This window comes from Streptomyces pluripotens (genome assembly GCF_000802245.2).
GTDB classification, from domain to species: Bacteria; Actinomycetota; Actinomycetes; order Streptomycetales; family Streptomycetaceae; genus Streptomyces; species Streptomyces pluripotens.
The window spans coordinates 1,170,481-1,185,692 of sequence record NZ_CP021080.1 but is presented as its reverse complement, the minus strand read 5'-3'; the positions used below and the strand labels follow the sequence as shown (position 1 = coordinate 1,185,692).

General features: G+C 69.3%; 11 protein-coding genes. 5 read left to right on the top strand and 6 right to left on the bottom strand.

Annotated features, from left to right (window positions below; translation table 11 throughout):
- Positions 1-60: 60 nt before the first annotated feature.
- From LK06_RS05140 to mshC, 3 genes are all read left to right on the top strand, one after another.
- Positions 61-651, top strand: a complete 591-nt coding sequence (locus LK06_RS05140; RefSeq protein WP_039648725.1) for a DUF3090 domain-containing protein — start codon at positions 61-63, stop codon at positions 649-651.
- The gene (locus LK06_RS05135; protein WP_052269724.1) at positions 615-1,439 is read left to right on the top strand and encodes an SCO1664 family protein; all 825 of its coding nucleotides are present in this window, start codon (positions 615-617) and stop codon (positions 1,437-1,439) included. The genes LK06_RS05140 and LK06_RS05135 overlap by 37 nt, the downstream gene beginning before the upstream one ends.
- 112 nt (positions 1,440-1,551) lie before the next feature.
- Positions 1,552-2,781 carry a cysteine--1-D-myo-inosityl 2-amino-2-deoxy-alpha-D-glucopyranoside ligase gene (mshC, locus tag LK06_RS05130; protein ID WP_039649100.1) on the top strand — a complete coding sequence of 410 codons (1,230 nt, stop codon included), beginning with the start codon at positions 1,552-1,554 and terminating at the stop codon, positions 2,779-2,781.
- A 153-nt stretch (positions 2,782-2,934) separates the two neighbouring features.
- On the opposite strand, the gene LK06_RS05125 is transcribed toward mshC, so the two are convergent.
- The 6 genes from LK06_RS05125 to LK06_RS05100 all read right to left on the bottom strand — a co-directional run bounded on the left by LK06_RS05125 (position 2,935) and on the right by LK06_RS05100 (position 10,094).
- Positions 2,935-3,924, bottom strand: coding sequence for a PAC2 family protein (locus tag LK06_RS05125; RefSeq protein WP_039648727.1), 990 nt, complete (start codon positions 3,922-3,924; stop codon positions 2,935-2,937).
- 166 nt (positions 3,925-4,090) lie between these two features.
- On the bottom strand, positions 4,091-4,762 hold the full coding sequence (locus LK06_RS05120; protein ID WP_039648728.1) for a FadR/GntR family transcriptional regulator: 672 nt from the start codon (positions 4,760-4,762) through the stop codon (positions 4,091-4,093).
- 151 nt (positions 4,763-4,913) lie between these two features.
- Positions 4,914-6,530, bottom strand: a complete 1,617-nt coding sequence (locus LK06_RS05115; protein WP_039648729.1) for a glycerol-3-phosphate dehydrogenase/oxidase — start codon at positions 6,528-6,530, stop codon at positions 4,914-4,916.
- Between the two features lie 50 nt (positions 6,531-6,580).
- The gene (glpK, locus tag LK06_RS05110) at positions 6,581-8,119 is read right to left on the bottom strand and encodes a glycerol kinase GlpK (RefSeq protein WP_039648730.1); all 1,539 of its coding nucleotides are present in this window, start codon (positions 8,117-8,119) and stop codon (positions 6,581-6,583) included.
- A 69-nt stretch (positions 8,120-8,188) separates the two neighbouring features.
- On the bottom strand, positions 8,189-8,983 hold the full coding sequence (locus LK06_RS05105) for an MIP/aquaporin family protein (protein ID WP_039648731.1): 795 nt from the start codon (positions 8,981-8,983) through the stop codon (positions 8,189-8,191).
- Between the two features lie 346 nt (positions 8,984-9,329).
- Entirely contained in the window at positions 9,330-10,094 is a 765-nt protein-coding gene (locus LK06_RS05100) for an IclR family transcriptional regulator (RefSeq protein ID WP_039648732.1), read from the bottom strand.
- Between the two features lie 335 nt (positions 10,095-10,429).
- Here LK06_RS05100 and metH point away from each other — a divergent pair, with 335 nt between their 5' ends.
- Both metH and LK06_RS05090 read left to right on the top strand, forming a co-directional pair.
- Positions 10,430-13,954 (top strand): methionine synthase, encoded by a 3,525-nt coding sequence (gene metH / locus LK06_RS05095; RefSeq protein WP_039648733.1) that lies wholly within the window; start codon positions 10,430-10,432, stop codon positions 13,952-13,954.
- Positions 13,955-14,136: 182 nt separating this feature from the next.
- On the top strand, positions 14,137-14,874 hold the full coding sequence (locus LK06_RS05090) for an HAD family hydrolase (protein ID WP_078858882.1): 738 nt from the start codon (positions 14,137-14,139) through the stop codon (positions 14,872-14,874).
- The last annotated feature ends 338 nt before the right edge of the window (positions 14,875-15,212 follow it).

Here is a 15,212-nt window from a genome sequence, read left to right as displayed (position 1 = left end):
CAGTCGCGCATCCGCAATGGCCCGCACTGCCGAAGCCCTCGAATCCCATGGAGACAGGACGTGTCCCGTCAGGTGTTCCTCTACGACAAGCCGGACCGCTTCGTCGCCGGCACGGTCGGACTGCCCGGACGCCGTACGTTCTTCCTCCAGGCCACCGCAGGCTCCCGAACGACCAGCGTGGTCCTGGAGAAGACCCAGGTCGCCGCGCTCGCCGAGCGCATGGACGAACTGCTCGACGAGGTCGTACGGCGTAGCGGTGGCAGCGCCGCCGTGCCTGCAGTGGCACCCGCCGAGATCGCCGACACGGCCCCGCTGGACACCCCCATCGAGGAGGAGTTCCGTGTCGGCACCATGGCCTTGGCCTGGGACGGTGACGAGCAGCGCATGATCGTTGAGGCACAGGCTCTCGTCGAGCTGGACGCCGACACGGAGGAGGACCTCGCCGAAGCCGAGGAACGGCTGCTCCAGGATGAGGAGAACGGGCCCCCGATGCTGCGGGTCCGGCTCACCGGCGCACAGGCCCGGGCCTTCGCCAAGCGCGCCCTCGACGTCGTCAACGCCGGGCGGCCGCCGTGCCCGCTGTGCAGCCTCCCGCTCGATCCGGAAGGACACGTATGTCCGCGCCAGAACGGATACCGCCGAGGAGCGTGACAGCCGGCCCCAGCCCTGTCGAACTGCTCGCGCGGGGTGAGCTGACCGTGCGCGGCCGGATCCGCGAGGCGTCCAACGCGGCCCTGTTCTGCACGGTCGTCCACGGCGGCCAGGAGGCGCGCTGTGTGTACAAGCCGGTGGCCGGCGAGCGCCCGCTGTGGGACTTCCCCGACGGCACCCTCGCCGGCCGCGAGGTGGCTGCCTACGAGGTCTCTGAGGCCACCGGATGGGGACTCGTCCCACCAACCGTGCTGCGCGACGGCCCGTACGGCGAGGGCATGTGCCAGCTCTGGATCGACGTCGGCGGCGAGACGGAGCTGCTCGCGCTGGTCGACCGCGAGGAAGCGGAGCCCGGCTGGAAGGCCGTCGGACTCGCCGAGGTCGGCGAGGACAGTACGGCGTTGCTGGTGCACGCCGACGACGAGCGGCTGCGCCGCCTCGCCGTCCTGGACGCCGTCATCAACAACGCCGATCGCAAGGGTGGTCACCTGCTGCCCACTGCCGACGGCCGGCTCTACGGCATCGACCACGGTGTCACCTTCAACGTCGACGACAAGCTGCGCACACTGTTGTGGGGGTGGGCCGGGGAACCGCTCACCGCGGAGGCCGTCGGCGTGCTCAAGGGGCTGCGGGCCGCCCTGGGCGGAAGACTCGGCGAGCGCCTGACCGGACTCGTCACAACGGCCGAGATCGATGCCACGCGCGCTCGCGTCGACGTATTGCTCGCCTCCGGCCGTCACCCGGAACCCGCCGGAAAATGGCCGGCGATTCCCTGGCCGCCCGTCTGAGCCCCGGCTCACCGAGCATGCACAGCGGGCACGGATCCGCAAGATCGCCAGGTCGGCCATCCAGGGCGATCCCGTTCGTATAGGTGGCCCGCCGCCGGTTAGGCTCATGTACATGCATGCCTGGCCCGCTTCCGAGGTCCCCGCCCTGCCTGGTCAGGGCCGCGACCTGAGGATCCACGACACCGCGACCGGCGGTCTGGTCACCCTCGACCCCGGTCCCGTCGCCCGTATCTACGTCTGCGGCATCACGCCGTACGACGCGACCCACATCGGTCACGCGGCGACCTACAACGCGTTTGACCTCGTTCAGCGCGTGTGGCTCGACACCAAGCGGCAGGTCCACTACGTCCAGAACGTCACCGACGTCGACGATCCGCTGCTGGAGCGCGCGGAGCGGGACGGCGTCGACTGGGTCGCTCTCGCCGAGAAGGAGACCAGCCTTTTCCGTGAGGACATGACCGCACTGCGGATGCTCCCGCCGCGACACTACATAGGTGCCGTCGAGGCGATACCCGGCATCGTCCCGCTCGTGGAGCGGCTGTGCGAGCTCGGCGCGGCCTACGAACTGGAGGGCGACGTCTACTTCTCCGTCGAGTCCGACCCGGACTTCGGCAAGGTCTCGAACCTGGACGCGGCCGCGATGCGCCTGCTGTCCGCCGAGCGTGGTGGCGACCCTGACCGGCCGGGGAAGAAGAATCCCCTGGACCCCATGCTGTGGATGGCGGCCCGCGAGGGCGAGCCCAGCTGGGACGGCGGCTCCCTCGGCCGAGGCCGGCCCGGCTGGCACATCGAGTGCGTGGCGATCGCCCTCGACCACCTCGGCATGGGCTTCGACGTTCAGGGCGGCGGATCTGACCTTGCTTTTCCGCACCATGAGATGGGCGCTTCGCACGCCCAGGTGCTCACCGGCGAGTTCCCCATGGCCAAGGCCTACGTCCATGCCGGCATGGTCGCCCTGAACGGCGAGAAGATGTCCAAGTCCAAGGGCAATCTCGTCTTCGTCTCCCGGCTGCGCCGCGACGGCGTGGACCCCGCCGCGATCCGCCTCGCGCTGCTTGCCCACCACTACCGCGTTGACTGGGAGTGGACCGACCAGGTCCTCGGGGACGCCGTCGCCCGCCTCGGCCGCTGGCGCGCATCCGTCTCCCGGCCCGACGGTCCGTCCGCCGACGTGCTCGTGGAGGAGATCCGCGAGGCGTTGGCGAACGACCTGGACGCGCCCGCCGCGCTCGCCGCCGTCGACCGCTGGGCAGCCCGGCAGGAGCAGCAGGGCGGCACCGACGTCGGCGCCCCAGGCGTGGTCAGCCGGGCCGTGGACGCCCTGCTGGGCGTGGCGCTTTAGGGGGTGTTTCGCACGTCCTCTGCGGTGCCCACGGCGCCCGGCGCCGTGGGTGCTGTGCGGGACTCGCGGAACACACCTCCCGGGGCACGGCAGGCCGTCCGCAACTAGCCGGAAGGGGCGTTCCGCGCAGGAAACCGCCCCTTCCGTCGCCGCTCAGTCCTCGGATGTGTCGCCGTCCCCGTCGTCGCCTTCGGCCGCACCGGGCCGGGGCGGCTTCGGCGGTCGGGTCCTGCCGCTTTGACCGTCCCGCAGGTACGAGCCGCCGTCCCCGCCGTCCGCCGTGGCGTGGCCGCCCGGCGGGCTGACGTCCCGGCGACGCAGATACCGCTCGAACTCACGGGCGATCGCCTCGCCCGACGCCTCCGGAAGTTCGGCGGTGTCCCGTGCCTCCTCCAGCGTCTGCACGTACTCGGCGACCTCGCTGTCCTCGGCGGCCAACTGGTCCACGCCCACCTGCCAGGCACGCGCGTCCTCGGGCAGCTCGCCCTGCGGTACCCGCAGGTCGAGCAGGTCCTCCAGCCGGTTCAGCAGGGCCAGTGTGGCCTTGGGGTTGGGCGGCTGCGAGACGTAGTGAGGCACGGCTGCCCACAGCGACACCGCCGGGACACCGGCGTGTGTGCACGCCTCCTGCAACACGCCGACGATGCCCGTGGGGCCCTCGTACTTGGTCTCCTCCAGGTCCATCCGGCGGGCCAGGTCCGGGTCGGACGTGACTCCGCTGACCGGCACCGGACGCGTGTGCGGGGTGTCACCGAGCAGGGCGCCCAGGATGACTACCAGCTCCACGCCCAACTCGTGTGCGAAACCCAGCAGTTCGTTGCAGAACGAGCGCCAGCGCATGGATGGCTCGATCCCGCGCACCAGCACCAGGTCGCGCGGCTTCTCGCCGCCGACGCGGACCACTGACAGCCGGGTCGTCGGCCAGGTGATCTTGCGCACGCCGCCGTCCATGAACACCGTGGGCCGGTTCACCTGGAAGTCGTAGTAGTCCTCGGCGTCGAGCGCCGCGAACACCTCGCCCTTCCACTCGCGTTCCAGATGTGCCACCACCGTGGAGGCGGCGTCACCGGCATCGTTCCAGCCCTCGAACGCGGCCACCATGACTGGGTCGATCAGCTCGGGAACCCCCTCCAGCTCGATCACCCAGTGCCTCCTTCCGACGTGCCCTCGCTTGACTCACCAACCTTACGGCGTCCGGCGGGGGTAACCGCAGCCCCCTGGTACGGGGGAGTGAACGGATCACTGCCCCGTTCGCCATCTCGGGACACTCCCGGTCGACCGGCGCCAGCGTTCCTTTGCCACGCACAGGTCACAGGCTGCCGCGCAGCCGCCGCTCCACGCCCGCGATGTGCACGGTCGCCCAGGACCGTGCCGCCTCGGCGTCCCGGTCGCGCAGCGCGCCCAGGATCGCCCGGTGTTCCTGCAGGGCGCGGCCGACCGCGTCCTCCTGCGCCAGCTCGCGCCAGATCCGGGCTCGGGCGGTGGGGCCGGACAGACCGTCCAGCAGCGAGCACAGCACCGAGTTCCCGGAAGCGCGAGCGATGCCCCGGTGGAACTCCAGGTCGGCGGCGGCCAGTTCCTCCGCCGAGGGCTCGGACCCCAGTGCGTCCAACCCGGCTGACAGAGCGTCCAGTTGCTGCTCGCTCATCCGGGAGGCGGCCAGCACGGTCGCAGCCGGCTCCAGGATGCGCCGCACCGCCAGGAACTCCAGCACCGTGTCGTCGCGGTGGAAGCCCACGACGAAACTCATTGCCTCCAGCAGAAGTTGCGGATCGAGGCTGGTGACGTACGTGCCGTCGCCCTGGCGCACATCCAGGATCCGCATCAGCGACAGCGCCCGTACGGCCTCCCGTAGGGAGTTGCGCGACAATCCCAGCCCGGCGGCGAGTTCGCTCTCCTTCGGTAGTCGGTCGCCGGGGCCCAGCGCACCGGAGACGATCATGGCCTTGATCTTCTCGATCGCCTCGTCGGTGACTGCCATGACCGGCCTCCCTGCCGCCCCGGACATCGGATGTCTGAGCGCACCCTACTCGTGGGGACGCGGGATCGTTCCTTCCGATCCCGCGTCCCGCACACGCCAGGGGCGGCCCCACCCGTGTGGGGCCGCCCCTGTTCCGGGCACTCGGGCGCTCCTACTCCTTGTCGAGCAGGTCCTGGACCTTCGCCCGGACCTCGTCCGTGGCCAGACCCCGGATGGTCAGCGTCGTACGTCGGCGCAACACGTCGTCCGCCGTCTCGGCCCACTCCTGGTCACGGGCCCAGACGACCTGCGCCCAGATCTCCGGGGCGTCGGGGTGGACGCGCTCGGCCAGCTCCGGGTTCTCGTTCGCCAAGCGGGCGATGTCGAAGGCCAGGGAGCCGTAGTGGGTCGCCAGGTGCCTGGCGGTGTCGGCGGCCATGCGGGGGCCGGGGGCCGGGTGGTCCACCAGCAGGCGGTGGGCGACCGCGCGCGGGTTGGCGACACCCGGCAGCGGCAGCTTCTTCGGCAGGGACGAGATCGGCTCGAAGTCGTCGCCGAGCGGGTGGCCCGGCAATTCCTCCAGCTTCTTCATCACCGTACGGCCGATGTGCCGGAAGGTGGTCCACTTGCCGCCCGCGACGGACAGCATGCCGCCCTTGCCTTCGGTGACCACGGTTTCGCGCTTGGCCTTGGCGGTGTCGCCGGGGCCGCCCGGCAGCACGCGCAGGCCAGCGAAGGCGTAGGTGATCAGATCGCGGGACAGCTGCTGGTCCCGGACGGAGAATGCCGCCTCGTCCAGGATCTGGGCTATGTCCTTGTCGTTGACCGCCACGTCCGCCGGGTCGCCCTCGTACTCCTCGTCGGTGGTGCCGAGCAGCAGCATGTCCTCCCAGGGGAGGGCGAAGGTGATGCGGTACTTGTCGATCGGGGTCGCGAGGGCGGCCTTCCAGTGGGAGGTGCGCTTCAGCACCAGGTGCGCGCCCTTGGACAGACGGATGGACGGTGCCGCGCCCGGGTCCTCCATCCGGCGCAGGTGGTCGACCCAGGGGCCGGTCGCGTTCAGCACCAGACGTGCGCTGACGCCGAACTCCTCGCCCGACACCCGGTCCTTCAGGTCGGCACCGGTGACCCGGCCCTTGGTGAAGCGCAGCCCGGTGACCTCGGCGTGGTTGAGGACCGTCGCGCCCGCCTCGACGGCGGCGCGGACCGTCATCAGCGCCATACGCGCGTCGTTCATCTGGTCGTCGCCGTACACGGCCACGGCCTTCAGGTTCTCGGTCCGCAGCTCCGGCACGTCCTGCGCCGCCTTGGCGGGGGAGAGCAGGTGACCCACGCCGTCACCGAAGGCGGAGAGCGCGGAGTAGGCGAAGACGCCCGCACCGAGCTTCGCCGCGCCGTGCGGCCCGCCCTTGTACACGGGGAGGTAGAAGGTCAGCGGGTTCGCCAGGTGGGGGGCCACCTGGCGGGAGACCGCACGGCGCTCGAAGTGGTTCTCCGCCACCAGCTTCACCGCACCGGTCTGCAGGTAGCGCAGACCGCCGTGGAGGAGCTTGGAGGAGGCGGAGGATGTGGCTCCGGCGAAGTCGCCGGCGTCGACCAGCGCCACCCTGAGCCCGGACTGTGCGGCGTGCCAGGCGGTGGAGATGCCCAGGATGCCGCCGCCGATCACAAGAAGGTCGTACGACGCCTTGGAGAGTTGCTCCCTGGTCTCGGCCCGGCTCGGGTGCGAGCCGGAGGCCGGGTGCGTCCCCAGGGCAGGTACGGACTGCAGGGTGGACTGACTGGTCATGTCGGGTACTTACTCCTCGTCAGAGCTTGCTGAGCCGGGGGAGGAACCGCTCAGCTCTCGTCCTCAAGCCAGCCCATGGTCCGGTCGACGGCCTTGAGCCAGCTCTTGTACTCACGGTCGCGGGTCTCCGCGTCCATGCGGGGGGTCCACTCGGCGGCCCGGCGCCAGTTGGCGCGCAGCTCGTCGGTGCTGGACCAGAAGCCGACGGCGAGGCCGGCGGCGTAGGCGGCGCCGAGGCAGGTGGTCTCGGCGACCATCGGGCGCACCACGGGCGCGTCCAGGACGTCGGAGAGGGTCTGCATCAGCAGGTTGTTGGCGGTCATGCCGCCGTCGACCTTGAGGGCCACCAGCTCGTCGCCGGAATCCTTGACCATGGCGTCGGCGATCTCCCGCGTCTGCCAGGCGGTGGCCTCCAGGACGGCGCGCGCGAGGTGTGCCTTGGTCACGTACCGGGTCAGGCCGGCGATCACACCGCGGGCGTCGGAGCGCCAGTGCGGGGCGAACAGGCCGGAGAAGGCCGGCACGAAGTAGGCGCCGCCGTTGTCCTCGACCGAGAGCGCGAGCGTCTCGATCTCGGCGGCGGTGGAGATCAGGCCCATCTGGTCGCGCATCCACTGCACCAGTGAGCCGGTGACGGCGATCGAGCCCTCCAGGGCGAAGACCGTCGGCTGGTCGCCGATCTTGTAGCCGACGGTGGTCAGCAGACCGGCGTAGGAGTTGATGATCTTGTCGCCGGTGTTCATCACCATGAAGGTGCCGGTGCCGTAGGTCGACTTGGTCTCGCCCTCGGAGAAGCAGCACTGACCGAACAGGGCCGCCTGCTGGTCGCCGAGTGCGGAGGCGACCGGGATACCGCCGAGCAGGTCACCGAGCTTGCCGCCGCTGATCTCGCCGTATACCTCGGCGGAGGAGCGGATCTCCGGCAGCATGGCCAGCGGCACGCCGATGGACTCGGCGATCTTGTCGTCCCACTGCATCGTGTGCAGGTTCATGAGAAGGGTGCGGGAGGCGTTGGTGACGTCGGTGACGTGCCGGCCGCCGTTGACACCGCCGGTGAGGTTCCAGATGACCCACGTGTCCATGGTGCCGAAGAGGATGTCCCCGGCCTCGGCGCGCTCCCGCAGGCCGTCGACGTTGTCGAGCAGCCAGCGGGCCTTGGGGCCGGCGAAGTAGGAAGCCAGCGGCAGACCAGTCTCCCGGCGGAAGCGGTCCTGGCCGACGTTGCGGCCCAGCTCTCTGCAGAGGGCGTCGGTGCGGGTGTCCTGCCAGACGATGGCGTTGTAGACGGGCTCACCGGTGTTCTTGTCCCACAGCACGGTGGTCTCGCGCTGGTTGGTGATGCCGATGGCCTTGATGTCGTCCCGGGTGATACCGGCCTTCTTGATGGCTCCGGCGACGACTTCCTGGACGTTGGTCCAGATCTCGTTGGCGTTGTGCTCGACCCAGCCCGGCTTCGGGAAGATCTGCTCGTGTTCCTTCTGGTCGACGGCGACGATACGGCCGTCACGATCGAAGACGATGCAGCGCGAGGAGGTCGTACCCTGGTCGATCGCCGCGATGAAGGGGCCTGAGGTGTGGGCGTCGGTCACTGTGTGCTCCTGAGAGGTCCGTTGTGAAGGGGCTGTACGTACGGCGCGTGCTCGGAGATTCGGTACGTCTTAAGCAAAAGCGACGTTGTAGATGCCTGCAGCGATCGCGCCGCCGATCAGCGGACCGGCCACCGGGATCCAGGCGTAGCTCCAGTCGGAACCGCCCTTGTTGGGCAGGGGCAGCAGGGCGTGCACGATGCGCGGGCCGAGGTCACGGGCCGGGTTGATCGCGTAGCCCGTCGGGCCACCGAGGGAGAGGCCGATCGAGACCACCACGAACGCGGTGATCAGGCCGCCGATGACGCCGAGGCCGTTGCCCTTGTCGTTCAGGCCTTCGGTGAGGACCGCCAGGATCAGGACGATCGTGCCGATGATCTCCGTGGCCAGGTTCTGTATGGCGTTCCGGATCTCCGGACCGGTGGAGAAGACACCGAGGACCGGGCCGGCGCCCTTCTCCTGGGCCTCGACCGCCTTGGTCGCGGTGGCCTGGGCGCCCGGACCGCCCACGATCTCCCTGTCGGTCAGGTGCGCGTGGAACTGGCCGTAGTAGGCCACCCACACCAGGGTCGCGCCGATCATCGCGCCGAGCAGCTGCCCGGCGAAGTAGGTCGGCACGTTGGTCCAATCGCCGTCCTTGATGGCCAGGGCGACGGTGACCGCGGGGTTGAGATGGGCGCCGGACAGTGGCGCCGAGATGTACACGGCCGTCATGACGGCGAAGCCCCACCCGAAGGTGATAGCGAGCCAACCGGCGTTGCGGGCCTTGGAGGCCTTCAGGGTCACGGCGGCACAGACGCCGCCGCCGAGCAGGATGAGTATGGCGGTACCGATGGTCTCGCCGATGAAGATGTCGGAGCTGGACACCCGCGACTCCTTTGTCCTTCGTCCAGGGGTAACCGAACCCCGGGTCCCACCGGGGGTTCTGGCGCCCTCGGGGGTGAGAGCGATGCCGGCCCTTGGCGTTGTCACACCTTAGCGCGTATTGCCGGTAGGTGTTCGACAATGCCGACCGATGGACGGGAGTCTTGCTTCGGCGTTACGCATGCGTCAAGAGTTCTGTTATCGAAAACAGGATCGTTATTGATCGCTGCGGGTTATCGCTCTTCGTGCACCGACATGCATGTATGCCCTATTTGCCATATTTCAGGGTAGGGCGATGACCGGGACGCCGCCCGGCGTCCCGGTCATCCTCCGCAGGAGCGCGCAGCGCTCAGAAACGTCCCGCGCCCAGGTCCCTGGACACGGCCCGGGCACAGTCGCGTACCGCCGCGATCAGTTCGGGGCGCAGTTCGCCCTCCCGGTACAGTCGCTCCACGGCCCCGGTGATGGCCACCGCGCCCACGGGCATGCGGCGCCGGTCGTGGATGGGGGCGGCGATGGACGCCACGCCCTCCCAGGTCTCCTCCACGTCGGCCGCGTAGCCACGTGCACGCGTGATGTCGAGGATGTGCTCGAAGTCGCCCGGATCGCACACCGTGCGGTCCGTGAACGCCTTCCGGTCGGCTTCCAGCACCTCGCTGTGCGCCACCGGGTCGTAGGCGGAGAGGACCTTGCCCAGCGCGGTGGAGTGCAGCGGCTGCATGGCGCCGATCTCCAGCACCTGCCGGCTATCGTCCGGCCGGAAGACGTGGTGCACGATCAGCACGCCGTGTTGGTGCAGGACGCCCAGGTACACGCTCTCCCCGCTGGACCGGGCCAGGTCGTCGGTCCACACCAGGGCCCGGGCCCGCAACTCGTGCACATCGAGGTAGGTGGTGCCCAGGCGCAGCAGTTCCGCCCCCAGTTGGTAGCGCCCGGAGGCGTCGTCCTGTTCCACGAATCCCTCCTGCTGGAGGGTGCGCAGAATGCCGTGGGCGGTGCCTTTGGCGAGTCCCAGTGACGAGGCGATGTCCGAGAGGCCGAGCCGCCGCTCGCCGCCCGCGAGCAGCCGCAGCATCGCGGCCGCCCGTTCGAGCGACTGGATGTTCCGTGCCATCGCCGTCCTGCCTCCGTCCCCTGCGACTCCGGTTCGGCTCCGGCGAACGCCGGTCCCTGCCGTCCCCGGTGCCGAGCACCGTCCTACCGCTGTACGCCTCACTACCGCCGTTCGGCAATGTCGAACACTACCGGTCCACGCCGATCTCCCGCTAATGGGTGGACGACGCCTGTTACATCACACGTGACCCAAGCGGGGCGCGCGGGTCACCCGAGTCCGGCACGTGGACGTGGCTGCCCATCAAGGCCGACTCCCGGTTACTCTGACGCCGTGCGGCATCCCGCTGGCCGGGTAACCGCATAGCCGACAGCCGTCGCACCTCAGGGAGCCCCTTCATGGCGTCGTTGCCAACGTCCCGTTCCGCCGACAGCCGGGCCCGTGCGTCCGCGCTCCGAGAGGCACTCGCCACGCGTGTGGTGGTCGCCGACGGGGCCATGGGCACGATGCTCCAGGCCCAGGAGCCGAGCCTCGACGACTTCCAGCAGCTTGAGGGCTGCAACGAGATCCTCAACCTCACTCGTCCGGACATCGTGCGTTCCGTGCACGAGGCGTACTTCGCGGTGGGTGTCGACTGCGTGGAGACGAACACGTTCGGCGCCAATCACTCGGCGCTGGGCGAGTATGACATCCCCGACCGGGTGCACGAGCTGTCCGAGGCCGGTGCCCGGGTGGCACGGGAGGCAGCAGACGAGTTCACCGCGCGTGACGGCCGGCAGCGGTGGGTGCTGGGGTCGATGGGGCCGGGCACCAAACTGCCCACCCTGGGGCATGTCCCGTACACGACCTTGCGCGACGCCTACCAGCGCAACGCGGAGGGTCTGGTCGCCGGCGGCGCGGACGCGTTGCTGGTGGAGACCACCCAGGACCTGCTGCAGACCAAGGCGGCCGTACTCGGGGCCCGGCGCGGACTGACGGCTCTGGGACTGGACCTACCGGTGATCGTGTCGGTGACGGTGGAGACGACCGGCACCATGCTGCTGGGCTCGGAGATCGGTGCCGCGCTGACCGCGCTGGAGCCGCTGGGCATCGACATGATCGGACTGAACTGCGCCACGGGTCCGGCGGAGATGAGCGAGCACCTGCGCCATCTGGCCCATCATGCCCGGATTCCGCTGTCGTGCATGCCCAATGCGGGCCTGCCGGTGCTCGGCAAGGACGGTGCGCACTATCCGCTGACCGCGTCCGAGCTGGCGGACGCGCAGGAGACGTTCGTGGGTGAGTACGGCCTGTCGTTGGTGGGTGGTTGCTGCGGGACGACGCCGGAGCATCTGCGGCAGGTGGTGGAGCGGGTGCGGGACGTGACCGTACCGGTGCGCAGCCCGCGCCCGGAGCCCGGTGCGGCTTCGCTGTATCAGTCGGTGCCGTTCCGGCAGGACACGTCCTACCTGGCGATCGGTGAGCGGACGAACGCCAACGGGTCGAAGAGGTTCCGCGAGGCGATGCTGGAGGCCCGCTGGGACGACTGCGTGGAGATGGCGCGGGAACAGATCCGTGAGGGCGCACACATGCTGGATCTGTGTGTGGACTATGTCGGCCGGGACGGCGTGGCGGACATGGAGGAGCTGGCCGGCCGGTTCGCAACCGCTTCGACGCTTCCGGTGGTGCTGGATTCCACGGAGGTGGAGGTCATCCGGGCGGGGCTGGAGAAACTGGGCGGCCGTGCGGTGATCAATTCGGTGAACTACGAGGACGGTGATGGTCCCGGTTCCCGGTTCGCGCAGGTGACGGAGCTGGCGAGGGAGCACGGTGCGGCACTGATCGCCTTGACGATCGACGAGGAGGGGCAGGCCCGTACCGCGCAGAAGAAGGTGGAGATCGCCGAACGACTGATCGCGGATCTGACGGGGAACTGGGGAATCCGCGAGGAGGACGTCCTCGTGGATACGCTGACGTTCACCATCTGCACCGGACAGGAGGAGTCGCGCGGGGACGGGATGGCCACGATCGAGGCGATCCGGGAGCTGAAGCGGCGGCATCCGGCGGTGCAGACCACGCTCGGGTTGTCGAACATCTCCTTCGGCCTGAACCCAGCTGCCCGGATCCTGCTGAATTCGGTGTTCCTGGACGAGTGCGTGAAGGCGGGGCTGGACTCGGCGATCGTGCATGCGTCGAAGATCCTGCCGATCGCGCGGTTCGACGCGGAGCAGGTGGATACGGCGCTCGACCTGATCTACGACCGGCGCCGTGAGGGCTACGACCCGTTGCAGAAGCTGATGGGGTTGTTCGAGGGGGCCACGGCGAAGTCGCTGCGGGCGGGCAAGGCGGAGGAACTGGCCGCGCTGCCGCTTGAGGAGCGGCTCAAGCGGCGGATCGTCGACGGCGAGCGCAAGGGCCTGGAATCCGATCTGGATGCGGCGCTGCGGACGCGCCCGGCGCTGGACATCGTCAACGAGACGCTTCTGGACGGGATGAAGGTGGTCGGGGAGCTGTTCGGTTCGGGCCGGATGCAGTTGCCGTTCGTGCTGCAGTCCGCTGAGGTGATGAAGGCGGCGGTGGCCTATCTGGAGCCGCACATGGAGAAGTCCGACTCAGCGGGCAAGGGCACGATCGTGCTGGCCACCGTGCGCGGTGACGTGCATGACATCGGTAAGAACCTGGTCGACATCATCTTGTCGAACAACGGCTACCACGTGGTCAACCTGGGGATCAAGCAACCGGTGTCCGCGATCGTGGAGGCGGCCGAGGAGCACCGGGCCGATGTGATCGGCATGTCGGGGCTGCTGGTGAAGTCCACGGTGATCATGAAGGAGAACCTGCAGGAGCTGAACCAGCGCGGGCTGGCCGCCCGGTTCCCGGTCATCCTCGGTGGTGCCGCCCTGACCCGCGCCTACGTCGAGCAGGACCTGCACGAGGTCTACGACGGCGAGGTCCGCTACGCCCGGGACGCTTTCGAAGGCCTGAGCTTGATGGACGCTCTGATCGGCGTCAAGCGCGGGGTGCCGGGAGCCAAGCTGCCGGAGCTGCGCCAGCGCCGGGTCCGCCCGTCGGCGGCAGCAGCGGTGGTGGAGGGGGCGGAGCCCGCGCGCGAGGGGCACGTCCGCTCCGACGTCGTCACCGACAACCCCGTACCCGTCCCGCCTTTCTGGGGCACCCGCATCGTCAAGGGCATCCAGCTCAGGGAGTATGCGAGCTGGCTCGACGAGGGCGCTCTGTTCAAGGGCCAGTGGGGGCTGAAGCAGGCGCGTACCGGGGAGGGACCCTCATACGAGGACCTGGTGGAGGGCGAGGGTCGGCCGCGCCTTCGCGGCCTGCTCGACCGACTGCACAGCGACAACCTCCTGGAAGCGGCCGTGGTCTACGGTTACTTCCCCTGCGTGTCCAAGGACGACGACCTGATCATCCTGGACGAGGCCGGTCATGAACGCACCCGGTTCACCTTCCCCCGTCAGCGCCGGGGCCGGCGCCTGTGCCTGGCCGACTTCTTCCGCCCCGAGGAATCGGGCGAGACCGACGTCGTGGGCCTGCAGGTCGTCACCGTCGGCTCCCGCATCGGTGAGGAGACCGCCCGGCTCTTCGCCTCCAACGCCTACCGCGACTACCTCGAACTGCACGGCCTGTCCGTCCAGCTGGCCGAGGCGCTGGCCGAGTACTGGCACGCCCGGGTCCGCGCCGAACTCGGCTTCGCCGGCCAGGACCCGGCGGCCATCGAGGACATGTTCGCCCTGAAATACCGTGGTGCCCGCTTCTCCCTGGGCTACGGCGCCTGCCCCGACCTGGAGGACCGCGCCAAGATCGCCGACCTGCTCGAACCCGAACGGATCGGCGTCCACCTCTCCGAGGAATTCCAGCTCCACCCCGAACAGTCCACCGACGCCATCGTCCTCCACCACCCCGAGGCAAAGTACTTCAACGCCCGCTGAGTCCGGCTTCAGCGCGCGCGGCAACGCCTCCCGTCCCGCGCCGGGGGTGACTCAGGGGTACCCCCGTGCGCGAGTGATAAACGAAGCGCTTCGGTCGCCGGAGTCGTACACTGGTCGGTCCATCGCAGGCCGGTTCCCTGTTCGGGAACCGGCCTGACCGTCCCTCAAGGAGGTGCGCCAGGATGACCAGCACGGTCCCCGCGCCCAGAACCTTTCCCCGGGCCCCTGGCCCCGCTCGGGCGGAGACGCCGATGACCGAAGGCCTCGCGCTGCAGGCGGTGCTCCTCGACATGGACGGGACCCTGGTGGACACCGAGGGTTTCTGGTGGGACGTCGAGGTGGCCGTTTTCGCCTCCCTCGGCCACGCGTTGGACGAGTCCTGGCGGCACGTCGTGGTCGGCGGACCCATGACCCGCAGCGCCGGCTTCCTCATCGAGGCCACCGGCGCCGACATCACCCTCGCCGAACTCGCCGTGCTGCTCAACGACGGTTTCGAGGAACGCATCGGCCACACGCTGCCGCTGATGCCCGGCGCAACCCGTCTGCTCGCCGAACTCCACGAGCACGGCGTCCCCACGGCCCTGGTGTCCGCTTCCCACCGGCGCATCATCGACCGAGTGCTGACCGTGCTCGGTTCGCACCACTTCGCCCTGTCCATCGCTGGTGACGAGGTCTCGCGCACCAAGCCCCACCCCGACCCGTACCTGCTCGCAGCCGCGGGGCTCGGTGCCGAGCCCACCAGGTGCGCCGTGGTCGAGGACACCGCGACCGGCGTCGCCGCCGCCGAGGCAGCAGGCTGCCGTGTGGTAGCCGTACCCTCCGTCGCCCCCATCGCCCCGTCCGAGGGGCGCACCGTGGTCCCCTCCCTGGAAGAGGTCAACCTCGCTTTTCTGCACGGCCTGATGACGGACATGTTCTAGCCGTTCACCCAGCGTGCATTGCCTATTGGCTGCGCTGGACAAATGTCCAGGGAAGTGCGCCCGAGCGGAATTCGGAGCAGATCGTCCGGTCGAATTCCGCTGACGCCCACACAGTTCGAAGTGTGACGTTCCCCACCCCTGGAGGCCTCGACAACGTTGCCGGGCTGTGCTGACGGTCCGGGTTGGGTCGGAATCGGTGAGTCCATGTGTCCCGATTGATGGGATGCTGCACTAATCCTGTCGCTGTCGGGTTTTCGGTGCGTCCGCGCCTGGCTTCACTGCGTGATGGCGGGTCAACTCATGCGGCTGTGAAACCTTCTGCGGGCGCGGACTAATCT